Source organism: Paenibacillus sp. S02, from assembly GCF_019454065.1.
In the GTDB taxonomy this organism is placed as follows: domain Bacteria; phylum Bacillota; class Bacilli; order Paenibacillales; family Paenibacillaceae; genus Paenibacillus; species Paenibacillus polymyxa_B.
Genome location: NZ_CP073682.1, coordinates 969,275 through 985,210 on the forward strand (window position 1 = coordinate 969,275; position 15,936 = coordinate 985,210).

General features: G+C 41.0%; 17 protein-coding genes. 9 read left to right on the forward strand and 8 right to left on the reverse strand.

Going from position 1 to position 15,936, the window contains the following annotated elements; all coding sequences use genetic code 11:
- The first annotated feature begins 6 nt into the window (after nt 1-6).
- The 3 genes from KAI36_RS04375 (at nt 7) to KAI36_RS04385 (ending at nt 2,857) form a co-directional block, all read left to right on the forward strand.
- On the forward strand, nt 7-2,043 hold the full coding sequence (locus tag KAI36_RS04375; RefSeq protein ID WP_220027051.1) for an AIPR family protein: 2,037 nt from the start codon (nt 7-9) through the stop codon (nt 2,041-2,043).
- 61 nt (nt 2,044-2,104) lie between these two features.
- Complete coding sequence (locus KAI36_RS04380; protein WP_258382245.1) at nt 2,105-2,326, forward strand: 1,3-beta-galactosyl-N-acetylhexosamine phosphorylase C-terminal domain-containing protein; 222 nt, start codon at nt 2,105-2,107, stop codon at nt 2,324-2,326.
- Between the two features lie 159 nt (nt 2,327-2,485).
- Complete coding sequence (locus KAI36_RS04385) at nt 2,486-2,857, forward strand: hypothetical protein (RefSeq protein WP_233901821.1); 372 nt, start codon at nt 2,486-2,488, stop codon at nt 2,855-2,857.
- A gap of 92 nt (nt 2,858-2,949) precedes the next feature.
- Here KAI36_RS04385 and KAI36_RS04390 read toward each other — a convergent pair whose 3' ends face one another.
- Nucleotides 2,950-3,888, reverse strand: a complete 939-nt coding sequence (locus KAI36_RS04390) for a helix-turn-helix transcriptional regulator (protein ID WP_220027052.1) — start codon at nt 3,886-3,888, stop codon at nt 2,950-2,952.
- Nucleotides 3,889-4,000: 112 nt separating this feature from the next.
- Here KAI36_RS04390 and KAI36_RS04395 point away from each other — a divergent pair, with 112 nt between their 5' ends.
- Together KAI36_RS04395 and KAI36_RS04400 are read left to right on the forward strand one after the other, a co-directional pair.
- The gene (locus tag KAI36_RS04395) at nt 4,001-4,447 is read left to right on the forward strand and encodes a VOC family protein (RefSeq protein ID WP_220027053.1); all 447 of its coding nucleotides are present in this window, start codon (nt 4,001-4,003) and stop codon (nt 4,445-4,447) included.
- 107 nt (nt 4,448-4,554) lie between these two features.
- On the forward strand, nt 4,555-6,033 hold the full coding sequence (locus KAI36_RS04400) for a protein adenylyltransferase SelO (protein ID WP_220027054.1): 1,479 nt from the start codon (nt 4,555-4,557) through the stop codon (nt 6,031-6,033).
- Between the two features lie 104 nt (nt 6,034-6,137).
- Here KAI36_RS04400 and KAI36_RS04405 read toward each other — a convergent pair whose 3' ends face one another.
- The 6 genes from KAI36_RS04405 to KAI36_RS04430 form a co-directional block, all read right to left on the reverse strand.
- Nucleotides 6,138-6,554 (reverse strand): DUF4280 domain-containing protein, encoded by a 417-nt coding sequence (locus KAI36_RS04405; protein WP_220027055.1) that lies wholly within the window; start codon nt 6,552-6,554, stop codon nt 6,138-6,140.
- 5 nt (nt 6,555-6,559) lie between these two features.
- Nucleotides 6,560-7,090 carry a hypothetical protein gene (locus tag KAI36_RS04410; RefSeq protein ID WP_220027056.1) on the reverse strand — a complete coding sequence of 177 codons (531 nt, stop codon included), beginning with the start codon at nt 7,088-7,090 and terminating at the stop codon, nt 6,560-6,562.
- The gene (locus KAI36_RS04415) at nt 7,087-8,349 is read right to left on the reverse strand and encodes a pentapeptide repeat-containing protein (RefSeq protein WP_220027057.1); all 1,263 of its coding nucleotides are present in this window, start codon (nt 8,347-8,349) and stop codon (nt 7,087-7,089) included. The genes KAI36_RS04410 and KAI36_RS04415 overlap by 4 nt, the downstream gene beginning before the upstream one ends.
- A gap of 12 nt (nt 8,350-8,361) precedes the next feature.
- Nucleotides 8,362-9,777, reverse strand: coding sequence for a phage baseplate assembly protein V (locus tag KAI36_RS04420; protein WP_220027058.1), 1,416 nt, complete (start codon nt 9,775-9,777; stop codon nt 8,362-8,364).
- A complete protein-coding gene (locus tag KAI36_RS04425) occupies nt 9,774-10,454 on the reverse strand; it encodes a hypothetical protein (RefSeq protein ID WP_220027059.1) in 681 nt (226 codons plus the stop codon). Before KAI36_RS04425 ends, KAI36_RS04420 begins: the two co-directional genes overlap by 4 nt.
- Before the next feature lie 166 nt (nt 10,455-10,620).
- A complete protein-coding gene (locus tag KAI36_RS04430) occupies nt 10,621-11,496 on the reverse strand; it encodes an SDR family NAD(P)-dependent oxidoreductase (protein WP_220027060.1) in 876 nt (291 codons plus the stop codon).
- Between the two features lie 197 nt (nt 11,497-11,693).
- On the opposite strand from KAI36_RS04430, the gene KAI36_RS04435 reads away from it, so the two are divergent.
- The 3 genes from KAI36_RS04435 (at nt 11,694) to KAI36_RS04445 (ending at nt 14,554) form a co-directional block, all read left to right on the forward strand.
- Nucleotides 11,694-12,161, forward strand: coding sequence for a MarR family winged helix-turn-helix transcriptional regulator (locus KAI36_RS04435; protein WP_220027061.1), 468 nt, complete (start codon nt 11,694-11,696; stop codon nt 12,159-12,161).
- 50 nt (nt 12,162-12,211) lie between these two features.
- Nucleotides 12,212-12,658, forward strand: a complete 447-nt coding sequence (locus KAI36_RS04440; protein WP_220027062.1) for a GNAT family N-acetyltransferase — start codon at nt 12,212-12,214, stop codon at nt 12,656-12,658.
- 516 nt (nt 12,659-13,174) lie between these two features.
- On the forward strand, nt 13,175-14,554 hold the full coding sequence (locus KAI36_RS04445) for an amino acid permease (protein ID WP_220027063.1): 1,380 nt from the start codon (nt 13,175-13,177) through the stop codon (nt 14,552-14,554).
- Nucleotides 14,555-14,679: 125 nt separating this feature from the next.
- Here KAI36_RS04445 and KAI36_RS27095 read toward each other — a convergent pair whose 3' ends face one another.
- Nucleotides 14,680-14,805 carry a hypothetical protein gene (locus KAI36_RS27095; protein WP_230486263.1) on the reverse strand — a complete coding sequence of 42 codons (126 nt, stop codon included), beginning with the start codon at nt 14,803-14,805 and terminating at the stop codon, nt 14,680-14,682.
- 403 nt (nt 14,806-15,208) lie between these two features.
- Between KAI36_RS27095 and KAI36_RS04455 the strand changes: the two genes are divergently transcribed.
- Entirely contained in the window at nt 15,209-15,931 is a 723-nt protein-coding gene (locus KAI36_RS04455) for a hypothetical protein (RefSeq protein WP_220027064.1), read from the forward strand.
- Nucleotides 15,932-15,936 lie beyond the last annotated feature (5 nt).

A 15,936-nucleotide genomic window follows, 5' to 3' on the forward strand; every position in this document is an offset into this window, starting at 1 on the left:
GTAGAAGTGATCAGTTTAGAGGAATTTCATCAGGATTTTTTACAGAGTATTCTTACCGATGCAGAGAGCAGAGGATTAATGCGAAGTCAGGCTTTTTTCGAAAACACATGTGAAGCTTTAGTAAGCATAGGCGAACTGACTAGCGATTATACTGCGGCTGATTATTCAAAGACAGGTATTGAAGTTCACGGATATGACTATGACGAAACTCGAGAAATTCTTACTGTCTTGGTCCATCATTTTTTCCAAGAAGATCGTATTGAGACGCTAACAAAAACGCATATCACAATAAAGTTCAATCGACTTAGAACTTTTGTGCAAAGAAGTATTCGTGGTTTTTATAGAGACTTGGAAGAAACATCTGATGCATATTCAATGGCCTACAATATTCACCAATACGCCTATAGTGGAAAAATAAGTAGGATTAAATTGGTTGTGATGTCTGACGGGAAAATGACGAGAACTTTGACAGATCTACCCTCTGAAGAGCTGGATAGCATTTTAGTAGACTTGAGAGTAATTGATATTGAATATATTCATAAAATTTATCTTTCGGAGTATAACGGAAGTAGTTTTGAAATAAATGTAAAACTACCATGTTTAGAAATTCCAACTAGTTCTCAAGAGTACCAGTCCTTTTTGTCTTTTTTAACAGGAGAGGACCTCATTGGGATATATGAGCAGTACGGGCAAAAGCTGTTTGAGCAAAATGTTAGAACTTTCTTGCAGTTTAAGGGCGGTGTGAATAAAGGCATTAGAAACACGATTGAATTTACTCCTGAACTATTCTTCGCCTATAACAATGGTATTACGGCGACTGCAAGTGAAGTAGAGTTTGATAATGAGGGAAAAATTTCTAAAATTATTGATTTCCAGATTGTAAATGGTGCACAAACTACATCATCTATCTATGCAGCTAAAAAAAATTCTAAATTAGATGTATCTAAAGTATCAGTTCAAATGAAATTATCAGTAGTTAAAGAGAAAGAGAAACAATATGATTTTGTATCAAAAGTCTCTGAATATGCCAATACTCAAAATAAAGTAAATAAGTCTGACTTTTTCTCTAATAATCCATATCATAAAGAAATGAAAAGCAATTCACAGCGTGTGTGGGCTCCAAGTGTAGGAGGATCGCAACGTAGAACACATTGGTTTTATGAAAGAGTAAGGGGAGAATATCTTAACGAACAGGCATATCTGACAAAAGCAGAAAAAACTAAATTTCAGCTCGAAAATCCAAAAGCTCATCTCATTGACAAGACCTTTCTATCTAAAAGTGAAAATTCCTGGCTTAGAAAGCCAGATGTTGTATCCAAGGGGGCGCAGTACAGCTTTGCTTCTTTTGCAGATCATATTATAGAGTGGCTTGAGAAGGATAATCTTGCTATCACTGAAAGCTATTTCAAAGATGCTGTAGCACGGATTATTCTGTTTAAGAACGTAGAGAAATTGATTTCTAACGCGTCGTGGTATGATGGGGGATTTCGGGCACAGACAGTTACCTATACTATTGCTTATTTGTCACAGCTGGTAGAAAAAACAGGAAGGTACTTTAACTTTAATTCGATTTGGGAAGAGCAACAACTTCCTAAAGATCTATTACCTGTTATCAATACAATAACAAAGGAAGTTTACGATTCCATTACAGTCCCACCTGGCGGATCTGCGAATATAGCTCAGTGGTGTAAGAAACGCGAATGTTGGGAAAGAATACAGAAACTTGATCTTGGTATAGAACTAGACAATTCGCTTTTAATTGAAAAGGAAGAGAGTAAATATATTAAGCGTGAAGCAAGGAAAGAGAAGAAGCTTACCAGTGGTATAGAGGTTCAAATCTTTGTTGTGAACATGCAGAGACAGGTATGGACAAAAATGCTTGAACATTTTAGAAAGTATCAATCAGTCAGTAATGTTTCACGACTACAGATGGATATCTTAGAAAAAATGGCGGTAGGTTCTTTACGAGCTCCATCTGAGAAGCAAAGCAAAGTACTAAATCTTTTATATGAAAAAGCAATTAATGAAGGGATAATAAGCTAAAGGGTTGATCTACCTTCCTTCTTTCGAATTCAGCTGGGAAAACACAAGGTTGCTGCTGAATATGATTCGGTTTGCGGGCAATGAGTTACATGAAACGAAGTACATTACAGATAACCTATATACAGAGTGTGCTTATTATCCAGAAAGTAAAATATTGGTTGTTATTAACAATAGCGATCAACTTCAAAGAACGACGATTGATACGGAATATGGCAAACAAACCATGGAATTAGAACCGTATGACACCATGATCACCCATATCGGCTTAACAAAATCGGTATAGGAACGGAAAATTTGAGAAGTAGCGGTATCAAGCCCTCCTTTATTTTAAGGAAGGGCTTTTTGTTTCAGCACCTCCAGAAAATCAAGCCAATTTACCGGGGATTTTGTCCATTCAAAAGTATCTACTCCATCATTAACTATAAGTAAAACAATTAAGGAGATGATTTCTTTGAGAAAGGCAACCTTAATGAAAATTAAAAAGACAGAAGCAAAGTTGGGAAAAAAACTAAAAAAAAATAGTCACGTGATTATGAATCTTAAAAAAGCCATTCGTGTAACTCAACTTGGAGATGGATTCGCACGATTCACTTTCGCACCGATCACTATTTCTCCTAATAGCTTTAGAAGCACTACGATTAACGGTAACGCCTACAATCTGATTAGCGGTGCATGGACTTTCTCTGGTAATGAACAAGGGTTTCTTCTCAATAATTATTCCGCGGCTGAAGACAGATGGGTATTTACTGCATGGAATCCATCTGGATTCACAAGAACGGTATCCTATGCTGTTATCGCCAAACGGAAGCCATAATTCAAATGTCATAGCTAGTAAAGAAAAGGAGCTTGAAGGTTCCTTTTCTTTACAAGAATGTAGAGAAAATTTTGAACAAACCTTCGATGATCTTATAATTTTTGATAGTGATATAAGAGATTCTTTACTTTATCTTGGATCATTTGTCTTAATGATTCAGGCTTCACTGATATTACATAATGACCATATCTCATAAAATATTGAGCGATAAACTCCTCTTCTCCAGGATTATAAAATCCCTTAATAACTGTCTTATCACCATTTTCTATTTTCATTGAAGGATAATGTTCTTTATAAAAAATATCCTTTGCTTGTTCTAAAATCTCTACTTCAAAGTCAATGCTCTTCTCGGATTGATACATTTCTAATGAACGACTAAGGAGTTCATCTATAGAAAAGCGAGAATTGTTCTCCGCTTCTTGTAAAAAGGTTATTCGATCACATCTGAAAACTCTATATTTATTCGTATTTAACTCTATTCCAGTAGCATACCACTGACCAAACTTAGCGGAAATTTTGAAAAATTGAACATAGTAACTTTTTTTCTGATTATTTTTTACATAATTAACTTTACAGGTACTCTCATTAAGAATGCTTGTTAGAATTTTATCTAAATAACGACTAACATGATTATGCTGATATACTTCAAATTGTAGAACCCTTTTCATTTTATGAATCTGGTTTATTTGTATTTTAGAAAGACAGTGTTCAAACTTTTCATTTAGTTTATTAACACTTAAATGAAAGGGGGTGGATTGATAAGCTTCTAACGTCAACATTGCAAAGTACAGAGCATATACCTCATCCATCGTAAAAATAATAGGGGATAACAATCTATTTTTTAAGATACCATATCGTCCATGTCTACCATGTTCCGAAAAAATAGGCATACCTAATTGTTCTAATGAATTAATATCACGTAGAGCTGTACTTTTTGAAATATGATATTTATCCATTAGGTCATTTAAATTAAAGAACTCTCGACTGTTTAAGTATCTGATCATATCATTTAATCTTTCCGATTTTTTCATCTAAATCTCCTTAAAAAGGTGTCATGTTTTGATACCTTTTTATATGATAATAAGTTCAAGGGAATATTTCAAATTCATAAGATATCTACACATATAAAAGGAGATTGATACCATGAGTACAACACTGGAAGTAGCTATTTTCTTATCCATGAACGGAAAGGCAAAGGAAGCTATACAATTTTACAAAAAACACTTCAGCGCAGAGGAATTGTTTCTTGTTACCTATCAAGACATGGCCCAACGTGACAGCTCCATACAGCTTACGGATGAAAATAAAAATTATATTTCTCATTCAGTCTTATCCATCGGAAAAACAAAAGTAATGATAGCAGAAGATACAATGAATCCCAGTGAAGAATATACAGTAGGGAATAATACTTCATTATGTATTCAAAGTGCTGACCTAGAAGAAATTAAACGTTTTTATGATAGCTTAATTACAGATGATCGCGTGAAAATTATTGTGCCTTTATCTAATAATGTGTTTAGCCAAGCCTACGGTATTATTGAAGACCCGTTCGGTATTCAAATACAATTAATGTTTGATAATCGATTATAATAAAAAAGCATATTCTATGTTCCATGTTTCATAATTGGATAATAAATGGGCAGAAGTAAAAACTAAAATGGGAAAACCTAAGATACCGCAGCAGAAAAGGAGACACTATGACGGAGAAAAAAGAAATAGCAGATAAAATAGGGTGGAACTTCGACAACAGTTACGCTCGTTTGCCGGAATCATTGTTTACAAAGCTCAATCTAACTCCTGTCCGCTCACCAAAGCTGATCATTCTTAATCATCCGTTGGCAGCATCACTGGGGTTGAACGGCACGGCGCTGCAAGGGAATGATGGCGTAGCGGAGCTGGCCGGCAACCAGGTTCCTGAAGGGGCTACGCCTCTTGCTCAAGCTTACGCAGGGCATCAATTCGGGCATTTTAACATGTTAGGAGACGGACGTGCTCTGCTGCTTGGCGAACAGATCAATCCCTTGGGTGAACGGGTTGATATTCAGCTCAAGGGCTCAGGCAGAACGCCATACTCCCGTGGTGGTGACGGCCGTGCCGCACTTGGTCCGATGCTTCGCGAATACATTATCAGTGAGGCGATGCATGCGCTAGGTATTGCTACCACCCGCAGCTTGGCGGTGGTATCCACGGGTGAGTCGATCATCCGGGAAACCGAGCAGCCCGGAGCCATTCTGACCCGTGTGGCTGCCAGTCATCTTCGCGTCGGAACCTTTCAATACGTCTCAGCATGGGGCACGTCCCAAGATCTCCATGCTCTGGCTGATTATACATTGGAAAGACACTACCCGGAAGTTGCCAATGACGAAAGCCGTTACCTTTCACTGCTTCAGGAAGTGATTAAGCGACAGGCCGAACTGATTGCCAAATGGCAGCTAGTTGGTTTTATTCACGGGGTGATGAACACCGACAATATGACCCTTAGCGGAGAAACCATTGATTATGGTCCTTGCGCCTTCATAGATACCTATGATCCTGAGACGGTGTTCAGTTCCATCGATAGGCAGGGACGCTATGCTTATGCCAATCAGCCGCATATTGCTGCGTGGAATCTCGCGAGATTTGCTGAGACGCTCTTGCCACTGCTGCATGACAACAGGGAGCAGGCTGTCACACTAGCTGAGCATGCAATTTCAGATTTCGCAAAAATGTTTCACCATCATTGGCTTGGAGGAATGCGGGCGAAGCTGGGGATCTTTAACGAAGAGCAGGAGGATGAATCTCTTATTGAGGATCTTCTGAGTATCATGCAGAAGCATCGTGCCGACTACACCAATACCTTCCGTACCCTAACTTTGAACAAGCTGGAAGATACGGTTCTGTTCAGCGCTGCGGAATTCACCCAGTGGCACGAGCAGTGGCAGGCGAGACTGGGCAGACAGCAGGAATCACAAGCCTCCTCGTATCAGCTGATGCGCAGCAGCAATCCTGCAATCATTCCACGCAACCACCGGGTAGAAGAAGCACTGGAAGCTGCGGTGGAACGAGAAGACTACCGTGTGATGGAGCAGCTTGTTGAAGTTCTTTCGAACCCTTATGCATACTCTACCAAACAGGAAATTTACTCTACTTTGCCTGAGGAATCCACCCGTCCTTACCGAACCTTTTGCGGTACCTGATGTGGAGCGAACTATTTGAAGATAACCTATATTATGCGTTGGTGGAGAAGATAGCCAATCTCTCACCAACGCATTTTGTTTTTATAGTGGTAGGTTGCACCTGATTAATCCAGCTCCTGACCGTCATTTTCGATCTGTATGTGCCCGCAATAAAGACATTGATGCGTACAGTTCTGCGTAAGAGCAGGCTGGCCTTCGATGCGCATGTCGCTTTTTCCGTTCAGCCAAGGCATTGTAAGGACAGGAATACACGGGGCCTTTTTCACCCCATAAATATCGACCATCTCACTGGCTTGCACGGCCGGATTCAGCGGACTGGAGCAATTCCCAAAAGATTTTATGTTCACTCCGGGCACATAATCTCCAATATTCATCTGAGCTTTATTTTTGACATACACCCCATGGCTAAAAGGGCGCTTCAAACGCGTAGGTTGTGTACCGTAACTACAGCTTAAAATCGCACCTGCCACGACATAGCTTTTTTTCGCACCTGTTCCAGGCTGCACACTTGTTTCCTCCATACGGATTATTCCTCCTTTGTGGCCATCTCTACTTTTTGCACACGAACACCTATAAATGGACGACGCAGTAGACTTTCCGCTACCGCGAGATTGATATAGATATGTGCTTCCAACAAGCCGGCAATCCGAAATATAGACGATTCGATTTTCCTGTGTTTAAGTATCAATTGCTTCAAGGTGTGGTCGGGATACCACTCGGTTTGTGAGGAAAGACAATCCACCACAGGTGGACGCAGTACCCAGTACACATCCTGCCTGGCTTTCTGAAAATCGGTAAGTATAGCGGCCTTCCATTCCAGCTGCGGCATATATTTTTCCAACAGGGCTTTCATGGAGTCTGAAACCAGTGGCAAAGGGAACTCCAGAAAATCCGGATATACGGTTCGTGGATCTGCATGTACTGCTAAAAACAGGGGAGTATCCTCCGCCTGAAGGGTATGACCCGAAAGGATATCCTCCACCTGCAAGGGAGACAGGGGCGCAGTCTCCACCCGTTGCTTTACGCGCTCGTCCACCATGAGTCGGTAATACCTCATGACATCCACTCCCCTTTACTCATTGCATCTGTTATCTGTGTAGCCAGGGGCGTTTCCACAGCAGCAAGGCCAATAGCTTCGCTTAGTTGGTCATCTGTAAAGATTGCCCGGTGTAGTTTTGCTCCTGTAAAATTAGCGTTTACTAAACATGCACCTACAAACGAAGCGTCAGTAACATCGGCTCCTACAAAGCAGGCACCTGTTAGATCCGCGCTGTTAAATAAAGCTCTTTGCAGCGCGGCATCTTGGAAAGTAGCTCCTTGAAGCTGTGCATGTTGAAAACTAGCTCCCTGTAAATTAGCTCTTGTAAAATTCACTCCATCCAATCCTAACGGTTCCCAATCCAGCCAAGCATCCGATCCATATTCACTATTGCTTATAACTTCGTCCAGTACAGCCTCTTGCAGGGAACAGCCACTGAAATCGGCTCCGTGAAGCAGGCTGTGCGAAAAGTCGGTTCCATCTAGCTGAGCTTCTTGCCATACCGTGCCTACGAGGATACAGTGATGCAATCGACTTTGTTTCATCCCGATCTGGCGAAAGACTGTATAGCGAAAATCCAAGGAGCTGTAATCTCCATCGGACAGTTGAACTTGAGATAGTGCTTGGTAGCTGTAGGCCGAATCTTCTTTTTCCTCCAGCCAAGACTTTATTATGTTTGCATCCATGGGTCTTCGATCTTCCCGGTACACGGAGACACTATGATCCATATACTCTCCGACGCGAATCTCAAAAGCCTCTTCACGATCCAACGTCTCAAACTCTGGTAGGTCGACTGCTTGTTTCATAGCCTGACGAACCAGACTAACGATCATCGTATGAAGATATCCCGCTGCTTCCAGCATGATCTGTTCCAATTCAAGTTCGGAAAGGGAGACTTGCTGCTTCAAAGTTTCAGCCCCAAGCTGTTCACGTAATTGAGTCCAATAGAGAAAAATCCAACTTGCATCGTACTCCAACTGAACGGGCTCAGCATCAAGCATCCATAAGGCATCCGTAGCTTCAACAAGATAAACGGGCTTCTGTTCAAGCCATGTGGTGCGCAGCATAGAGTAGGTGATGTAACCGATATGACCTTTACGACCTGTGAGTTGTTTTTGCCGAACCAGCTCACAAAAGGCGCGAAAATGTTCTACTAGATGCTGTAATCTTTGTGTTTGTGTTGATTTACATTTCAACGCCCATTCTTTGCGAATGAAAGACCAAGCCTGATGAAGAGCCGCTTGTTGCTGATCTAACACATCTGTTTGCTTTTCCATTTCTAATCATCCTTAATTCGACTTCACTTCGCTGCCTTTCATATCCGCCGATCCGCTTAATTCAATATGACTGCCATTACAATCCATACGGAGCTGACTACCTGCGGACAGACTCATCGTCTTCCCCGCAGACAGGCTGAGATTGCCTCCCGCCGTAATATTCACCTGTTTGCTGCTCGCAATATGAATGCCTTCTTTATCATCCAGTTTGATATAAATAGCGCCGTCCTTACCTGTAACGACCAGTTCATCTGGTCCCAGTCGAATTTCCTTGCCATGCGGGGTACGCCATATTTTCATTTGCGGATTGGAAAAATGGTTATGCGTACTCTTGCGATCTGCCCGTCTCACGGCACTACCTGCAACGCCGTCTTCTTCCCGACTACCGGGGAAATAGAGGGAAACTGAATCGCCTTTTTCTGGCATGACGTACCAGCCGGTATGGCCACCGCCACTGTACACAGTAGAATAGTTGAACCAGTGTGCTTGGTTTGTGTCCTGTTGTTCATCACAATCCAGATGAATGCGCACCTGATCCTGACGTACGTCCAGCACAACACCGCTTAATGAGGCTCCTGCCAGCTTATCCTGGTAGTAGCTTTTTTGCCGAAATCCTTGGTAAGAACCCAACACATACTGATGCCGCAGCAGTCCTTGACTCATGGCGGTGTAGGCTTCCATCACATATAGGTTATGCCCCTGAAAATTCAACTGAGCGCCCAAGTCGAGTACCTCATCCGTTTCTACCTCATAAAAAATAAAATCGTGTTCACTGAGTTTGGTTTGCTCATTCTCCTGAAAATAACGAAAAGGTAGCAACTGCTTACGTACGGTATAACGGGTATGATCCAGTATCGCCTGTGCAGGGCTGTCCTCAATACCAAAATAAAATTTGGGACTGTCAAAACGGGCTACAGGCATCAGACTTGTATGATAACGGGAGGCTATGCGTCTTAAAAATGCCCAGTCTGTCTCCTGATACTGAATGGCAAGCCGCCCGATGGCTTCTCCTCCAGTAGCCCCGTCGATCACATCCAGTCCTTCATAGTCCTTACCTATGTGCTCCAGCATTTGAGGAATCGTCATTTTCGTATACTGAAAAGAACGAGTACGCTGCTTCATGTCCATCCGGTAAGTATGGGAAATAGCTTCCACCTCCAGATAGTACACACCTCGCACGACTTTTACCTCGACCGAGAGGGCAATCCCACTAAATAGCGGCTTGCTTGCTCCAGATTCATCTTGTTGGCTGACTTCGATGATGGTATTTTTTTCTGTCGTTTCCACGTAACTGTCTTGCAAGTCTTCGGGGATAATACCTGTAAAATAAAGCCGAGTATGCTCGTTAATTTTTTTCGTTAAGGTAAGCTCCTCCAGATCAATTTGTTCATAAGGGTGAATTTGAATTTGATCGTATCCCAGACTCATGGTGTAATCATTCCTTTCTCATTTGTAGAATAGATGGAGGGTGGAAGGACAGAAAGGGATTGAACCCAGTATTCTGCTACAGGTAACCAGACTTCGAGATCTACCTCCAGACAGCTAAAGGAACCTATGACAACTCGTCCATTATGGATGAAGAGCAGCATTTCGTTGTATAGATTACCGTCGATTCCCGCCGCCACAAAACGAATCTGCCCAACTGAAAGTCCGGAACCGTTGGTGACCATTTCGGTACCTAGCCAGTTGCGAATCGGTTGTACAGACCGTAAAATATCCGCCATTTGCTCTACAAAATCGGGCAACGCTTCCGCTTCCAGAGCGGTATCTGTAGGATTAAAAGTGATATTGATGGTCCCCTCAGATGAGGTATAAATGACCTTTGGTCGATGCTCTGAAGGATATTTGATTATAGCTTGCTCCATTGGCATAGGAGTAAAGGACTTGGGGATGTAGAAACCAATCTCTCCGTCTAGTATTGTAATGGGCTCCAACGTGAGATAATCATTTTCAATATGAAGTAGCTTTGTTTCTTCAAACATGGAACCGTCCTGTTCCGATTTCTGAGTTTGAGCTGAGATGGATTTCACATTACCGTTATTAGTTGTCTTTTGATCCATCATTTTAGCTTTGAGGCTAAGTATATGCTCGTCTAGATAGTTCATAGAAAGTCCCCTTTTAGGAAAAATGCGCGTTTGTACTTGAATATTTAAAGATGGGAGGAGATATTTAAGTACAGAACCAGCATATGTATTTATCGGTTAAAAGAGAGATTTAGTTTACAAAATGAACCATTTGTTGGAGGAGCATTGTTCGATATTAGATCCTATTTCATTCCATAACCCCTTTTTGCCGTAACAATTCGGTTGTAGTACTCCAAAGTAGGCGTTGCATCTTGCTATCCCCACCAGGATATGTCGGCACAATCGGCTTACCAGTGCCAACATTAAAATATCCACCTGTCACTTCTTGATATTGGGATTCTGTTGCTAAACGAACAATAATTTCTGCTCCTCTCCGTGGGTCTCCGATATGCAAAGCGTTCAATATTTTTGCAAGTACCGAAGAAAATCCTAACTCACGGCCAAGGCCGGTAACGTTAAATCCTGGATTAAGTGCGTTAACTGTGATCCCAGTTCCATCCAACTGACGTCCAAGTTCTTCTGTAAACATGATATTAAGAAGTTTAGTCTTTCCGTATATCTTAGATGAACCTCTTGCGGTAAATGCAGATGTATCTATTAAATCCTCCGGTAATTTTAATTCACCATGGTTGCGTGACGCTTCAGAAGCTACATTGACGATCCTAGCATTTGTGGATTCCATTAGTGAATTGAGTAGTGTATGCGTTAACAGCCACGGGGCAAGATAGTTTACTGCTATCATTTCTGCCAAACCCTCTGAGGTTATTCGCTGTTCAAATCCATGTAATCCAGCATTGTTCACTAATACATCAATCTTTGGATAATTAGCTTTAATTTCATCCCCAATACGTTTGACATCTTTCATAAGAGACAGGTCCCCGAAAAAAAAGTCTACCTTTGTACTTGGCGCCAGGTCTCTCAGAATATTTCTAGTCGTTTCAGCACGCTTTTCATTTCTGGCTGTTAAGACTAGATGTGCTCCGCGTTGGGCTAATTCAATTGCTACCCATTGTCCAAGACCGTTAGTAGCACCAGTGATTACAATAATCGGGTATGTCGACATATACATCATCCTCCAAATTCTCGATCCAATTACATGCTTATTCATGTCTACGCTTTACGGTTGTGGATGCTTTATACTCTAGATCTTCTGCTTGACACTTATCAAAGCTGGAAATATGATTGACATATATCAAGTATATGTATTTTGATTGATATATGTCAAATATATTCGAACTCATTCAAATAAGGTGGAGACATATGGATAGTAAAAATCAACATCCAAATTCTACAAGAGAGCAATTAGAGCTGAATCTTGGTGAACAACTTAATGCACTTATAAGCGCGTCACATGCACTCAATGTAAGAACTGCGGCACTTTTCGATCCATCATTACAACCGGCGGCTTTTCTGATCGTACGCTGTCTTCTTTCGTACGGCCCGGCAAGCGCTACATTTTTGGCGGAATCCACCGCTATGGATCGAAGTTCTGTCAGTCGACTTGTTACTCAGCTTAAACACTTGAATTATGTAAAAAGTGAAACTCACCCTGAGGATCGCCGGGGAGTGTTGATATCCCTGACAGCTAATGGTCGTGAAAAAGCCTTGGAAGCTTTAAAAGAAAAAGAAAATGAGTTTTATCAACGCATTTCAACATGGGAGGATTCCAAACTTGAAGCATTTATTGGGATGCTGAATTGTTTTAACGGTCAAGATTGCGAGGATTAATGAGTTTAGACATAAAGCATCGTATGATGAAAATAGGAGGCATTTCAAAAGTGAAAGAAAAAAATGTTAGGGAAATTAGGGTATCTGATTATCATGATATTTATTTGTTGAACCAAGACTTTAATCCCAATCTATATCTATTTCCTGAAGAAAAAGTAAAAGAGAAGATTGAAATGATTATAAAGGAATCAAAAGACGTGATCTTTGTTTATGAAGAAAATAACGAGGTATTAGGTTATATTCATGGAAACCCATATGAATTACTTTTTTCTGAATCTTTGGTAAACGTACTAGGATTTGTTGTTAAAGAAAAGTATAGAAATCAAGGTGTAGGTAGCATGTTGATTGAGCGTCTTGAACAGTGGGGAAAGTCCCATGGATTTTCTGGGATCAAACTGTTATCTCACCCAAGTCGGATACAGGCTCACAGGTTCTATGAACGACGTGGCTATATGTTTACCAAGGATCAAAAAAATTTTATAAAAAATCTCAAATAAATACATATTCATTCATCATTGAATAAGTGGGTTCAAAAGCCTGATCTTCAGCTAGACTTTGAACCCTTCAATTTTATAGATGAGATCCGCCATTTGCATCAATCCATTGACCAGTTATATCTTCATCTCAGATTTCAAATAGACTTAATATCGTGATATTTATCATTGAAGAAATATGTTTGTTTAGCACTCTAATGCATTGCATTAAATTGACCATTGTTCAGAAAATATGAATAGCCTTCCTTTCCATTTCATGCATAAAAATGTCTGCTAATTAGCAGTTGTATTTAGGCGTTTTTTGTCATACAATGCATCTAATGCTACGGACTCGGTCTTAGAAACAGTAAGGTTTGGACGGTAAATAGGACGTGGTTTTCTTGTATATTTACGAATCGTGGAACTACTTTGTAGTCGTTCACTCAGGACCACGTCAGTCTGAAAAGTTAATAATGTTTGGGGACAGTTTTCCGGATCATTAGCGTTTGATGATGAACATATACGAAGGGGAGCGTTCTTTTGGAATCGAAACAATTAACGAGAGGGCTAAAGCCACGGCACGTTGAGTTGATTGCGCTTGGAGGTACGATTGGCGTCGGTTTGTTTATGGGATCGGCAAGTACGATAAAATGGGCAGGTCCCTCAGTGCTGCTGGCTTATCTCTTAGCTGGGATTATTATGTTTTTTGTCATGCGGATCATGGGGGAAATGCTGATTCTTGAACCGGTGACAGGCTCATTCGCTACATTTGCTCATAAATATATCAGCCCTTTAGCCGGTTTCTTGACCGCCTGGAGCTATTGGTTTTTGTGGGTTACCGTAGGGATGGCGGAAGTCACTGCGATTGGGGTATATGTGGGCTACTGGTTCCCAGATATCCCGCAATGGTTGCCGGCTTTGGCAGGTGTAATTATTATTGCATTGGCCAATTTGGCGGCTGTGAAATTTTATGGGGAATTTGAGTTTTGGTTTGCGATGATTAAGATTGTCGCCATTATCTTCATGCTAGTAGTTGGTACGGGGATAATCTTCTTTGGACTCGGTAACGGTGGACAACCGATAGGTCTATCCAATCTGTACAGCCATGGCGGCTTCTTTGCAGGTGGTTTGAAAGGGTTTCTATTTGCACTCTGCATTGTAACAGCGGCTTACCAAGGGATAGAGATGGTGGGTATTACGGCAGGTGAAGCTGAAAATCCGAAAACGACACTGCGAAAAGCCATTAAAAACATCATCTGGCGTATTCTGATTTTCTACGTGGGTGCAATCTTTGTCATTGTTACGATTTATCCTTGGAACCAAATAGGCGAGATCGGCAGTCCATTTGTTCTGACTTTTGCCAAGGTAGGAATTGTGGCCGCTGCGGGTATCATTAACTTTGTTGTTCTTACAGCAGCGATGTCCGGCTGTAACAGTGGTATTTACAGCGCGGGAAGAATGTTATACACGTTGGCTAAGAACGGACAAGCTCCTAAGTTTTTCGGGAAAGTTTCTCCAAGCGGCGTCCCTAGAAATAGTATAATAACGACCATTTCCTTGCTGCTGGTAGGGGTGTTATTTAACTATTTAATGCCTGATTCCAAACTGTTTCTGTATATTTACAGCGCCAGTGTTCTTCCAGGCATGGTACCGTGGTTTGCATTAGCCATCAGTCAATTTAAATTCAGGAAAAAGTGGAAGGACGAAATGAAGGATCACACCTTTAAGTCTCGTTTTTTTCCGATCAGTAATTACATCACCATTGTCTTCTTGTTGCTGGTGATCGTTGGAATGTGGTTTAATCCAGACACACGCTTGTCGTTGATTGTCGGAGCAACATTCATGGCGATCGTCATTATTGGATATTTTGTCTTTGGCATAGGAAAGCGGCAGAGAATTGAAGAATTAGAGGAAAACTAAAAGATTGCTAAATACGTAACATTTGCCGAGCGCAATTCAGATGATCCTGAGTTCGCTCGGCTTTTCTTTTACATGACGAGGGAGGGGCTATGGAAGGGTTGTTACTGAGGTATAGAACCGTGTGGTTATCCTGTTCGCACTACAAGTGTAAATATAGACACAAAAAAAGTGAGAACGAAAACTGAGAAGTTTATTATTGCTACACTCTTACGATTGGCCTTAAACTCTGTAATTCCCGAAAATAAAAACATAAACGCTAAAAAAAATTGTGAGACTTTGTATAAGTCCTCGTAGGTGTCTGGGTATGCGAGTGATAAAAAGGAAGAGATATAACAACTACAGCAAATATTAAAGTGAGGATTCGGTAAATATCCATTTTCTTAAACATAGATAAGTTCACCCTTCCTTTATAATGCCTAGTACATTATATATTTTAAAGGTCAGACCGTGGATCTTCAAATGAATACAAAAAAAGGAGGAAGAATGGTACCCGATAAGCGAAGAACAGAGAATGCGAAGGTATACTCATACATTCCATGTTCAAGTATTTATGATTGAACTTATTTTCTTCTAATATTTAACTGTTAATAGAATTATTGAAAAGCTATAATGCTATTAATGATTTGAGTGTACTTGGAGAAAGAGGTTGAGGGTATGGTGTTGAAAAAATGGCCATTATTATTGATGATTGGTATTCTCATGGTGGCATCTGTGAGCTGGAACGGTGGAGTATCTTATGCAGCTACAGAATATACTTGGGATAAGTACAAGGGAACTGAGGTCAAGACATATAGATTGACTGCGGTACCTGGAAGAGTCGAATATATGGATCAGGAAAGGTTTTTTGCAGCTTTAAGTCAAACCCCAAATGTGTATGGAGATTTCAGCGGCTATAAAACGGGGAAGACAACTGGAGTTGTAACCGAAAGTATAACGGATGATGTGTACAAATATACAGTTACTGATTTTCTACGCGATCAAGAGCCTGAGGTTGTAGAGTATATAAATCCCAGAGGCGGAATTCCTCATAGATGGAATGGAACTAGTGATATTCAAATTTTTATGAGAGGGTCAGAAGCGGCTTCTTTGTCTGAGCTGTTTTATGAGGGGACACCCAGTGAGGGACGCTTTCATTTTAATGCCGACGATATATATTTAGTTACATTCTGGTCCAGTACCGTAAGACTTATCAGTGGGATGTCTGCTGAAGCGTTAATAGAGGAAGGCCCTCACACGTTTAACAATCGGGAGCTTGTAGGTCAAGTAACCAGCGAAGATCCTGCAGCTTATCCGCAAGATGGGATTTCAGAAGGTTATTATTATGTTTTTAATGGTGCTGGCAACAAAGAATCAACAGATGATGGAGATAGCCAATAAAAACA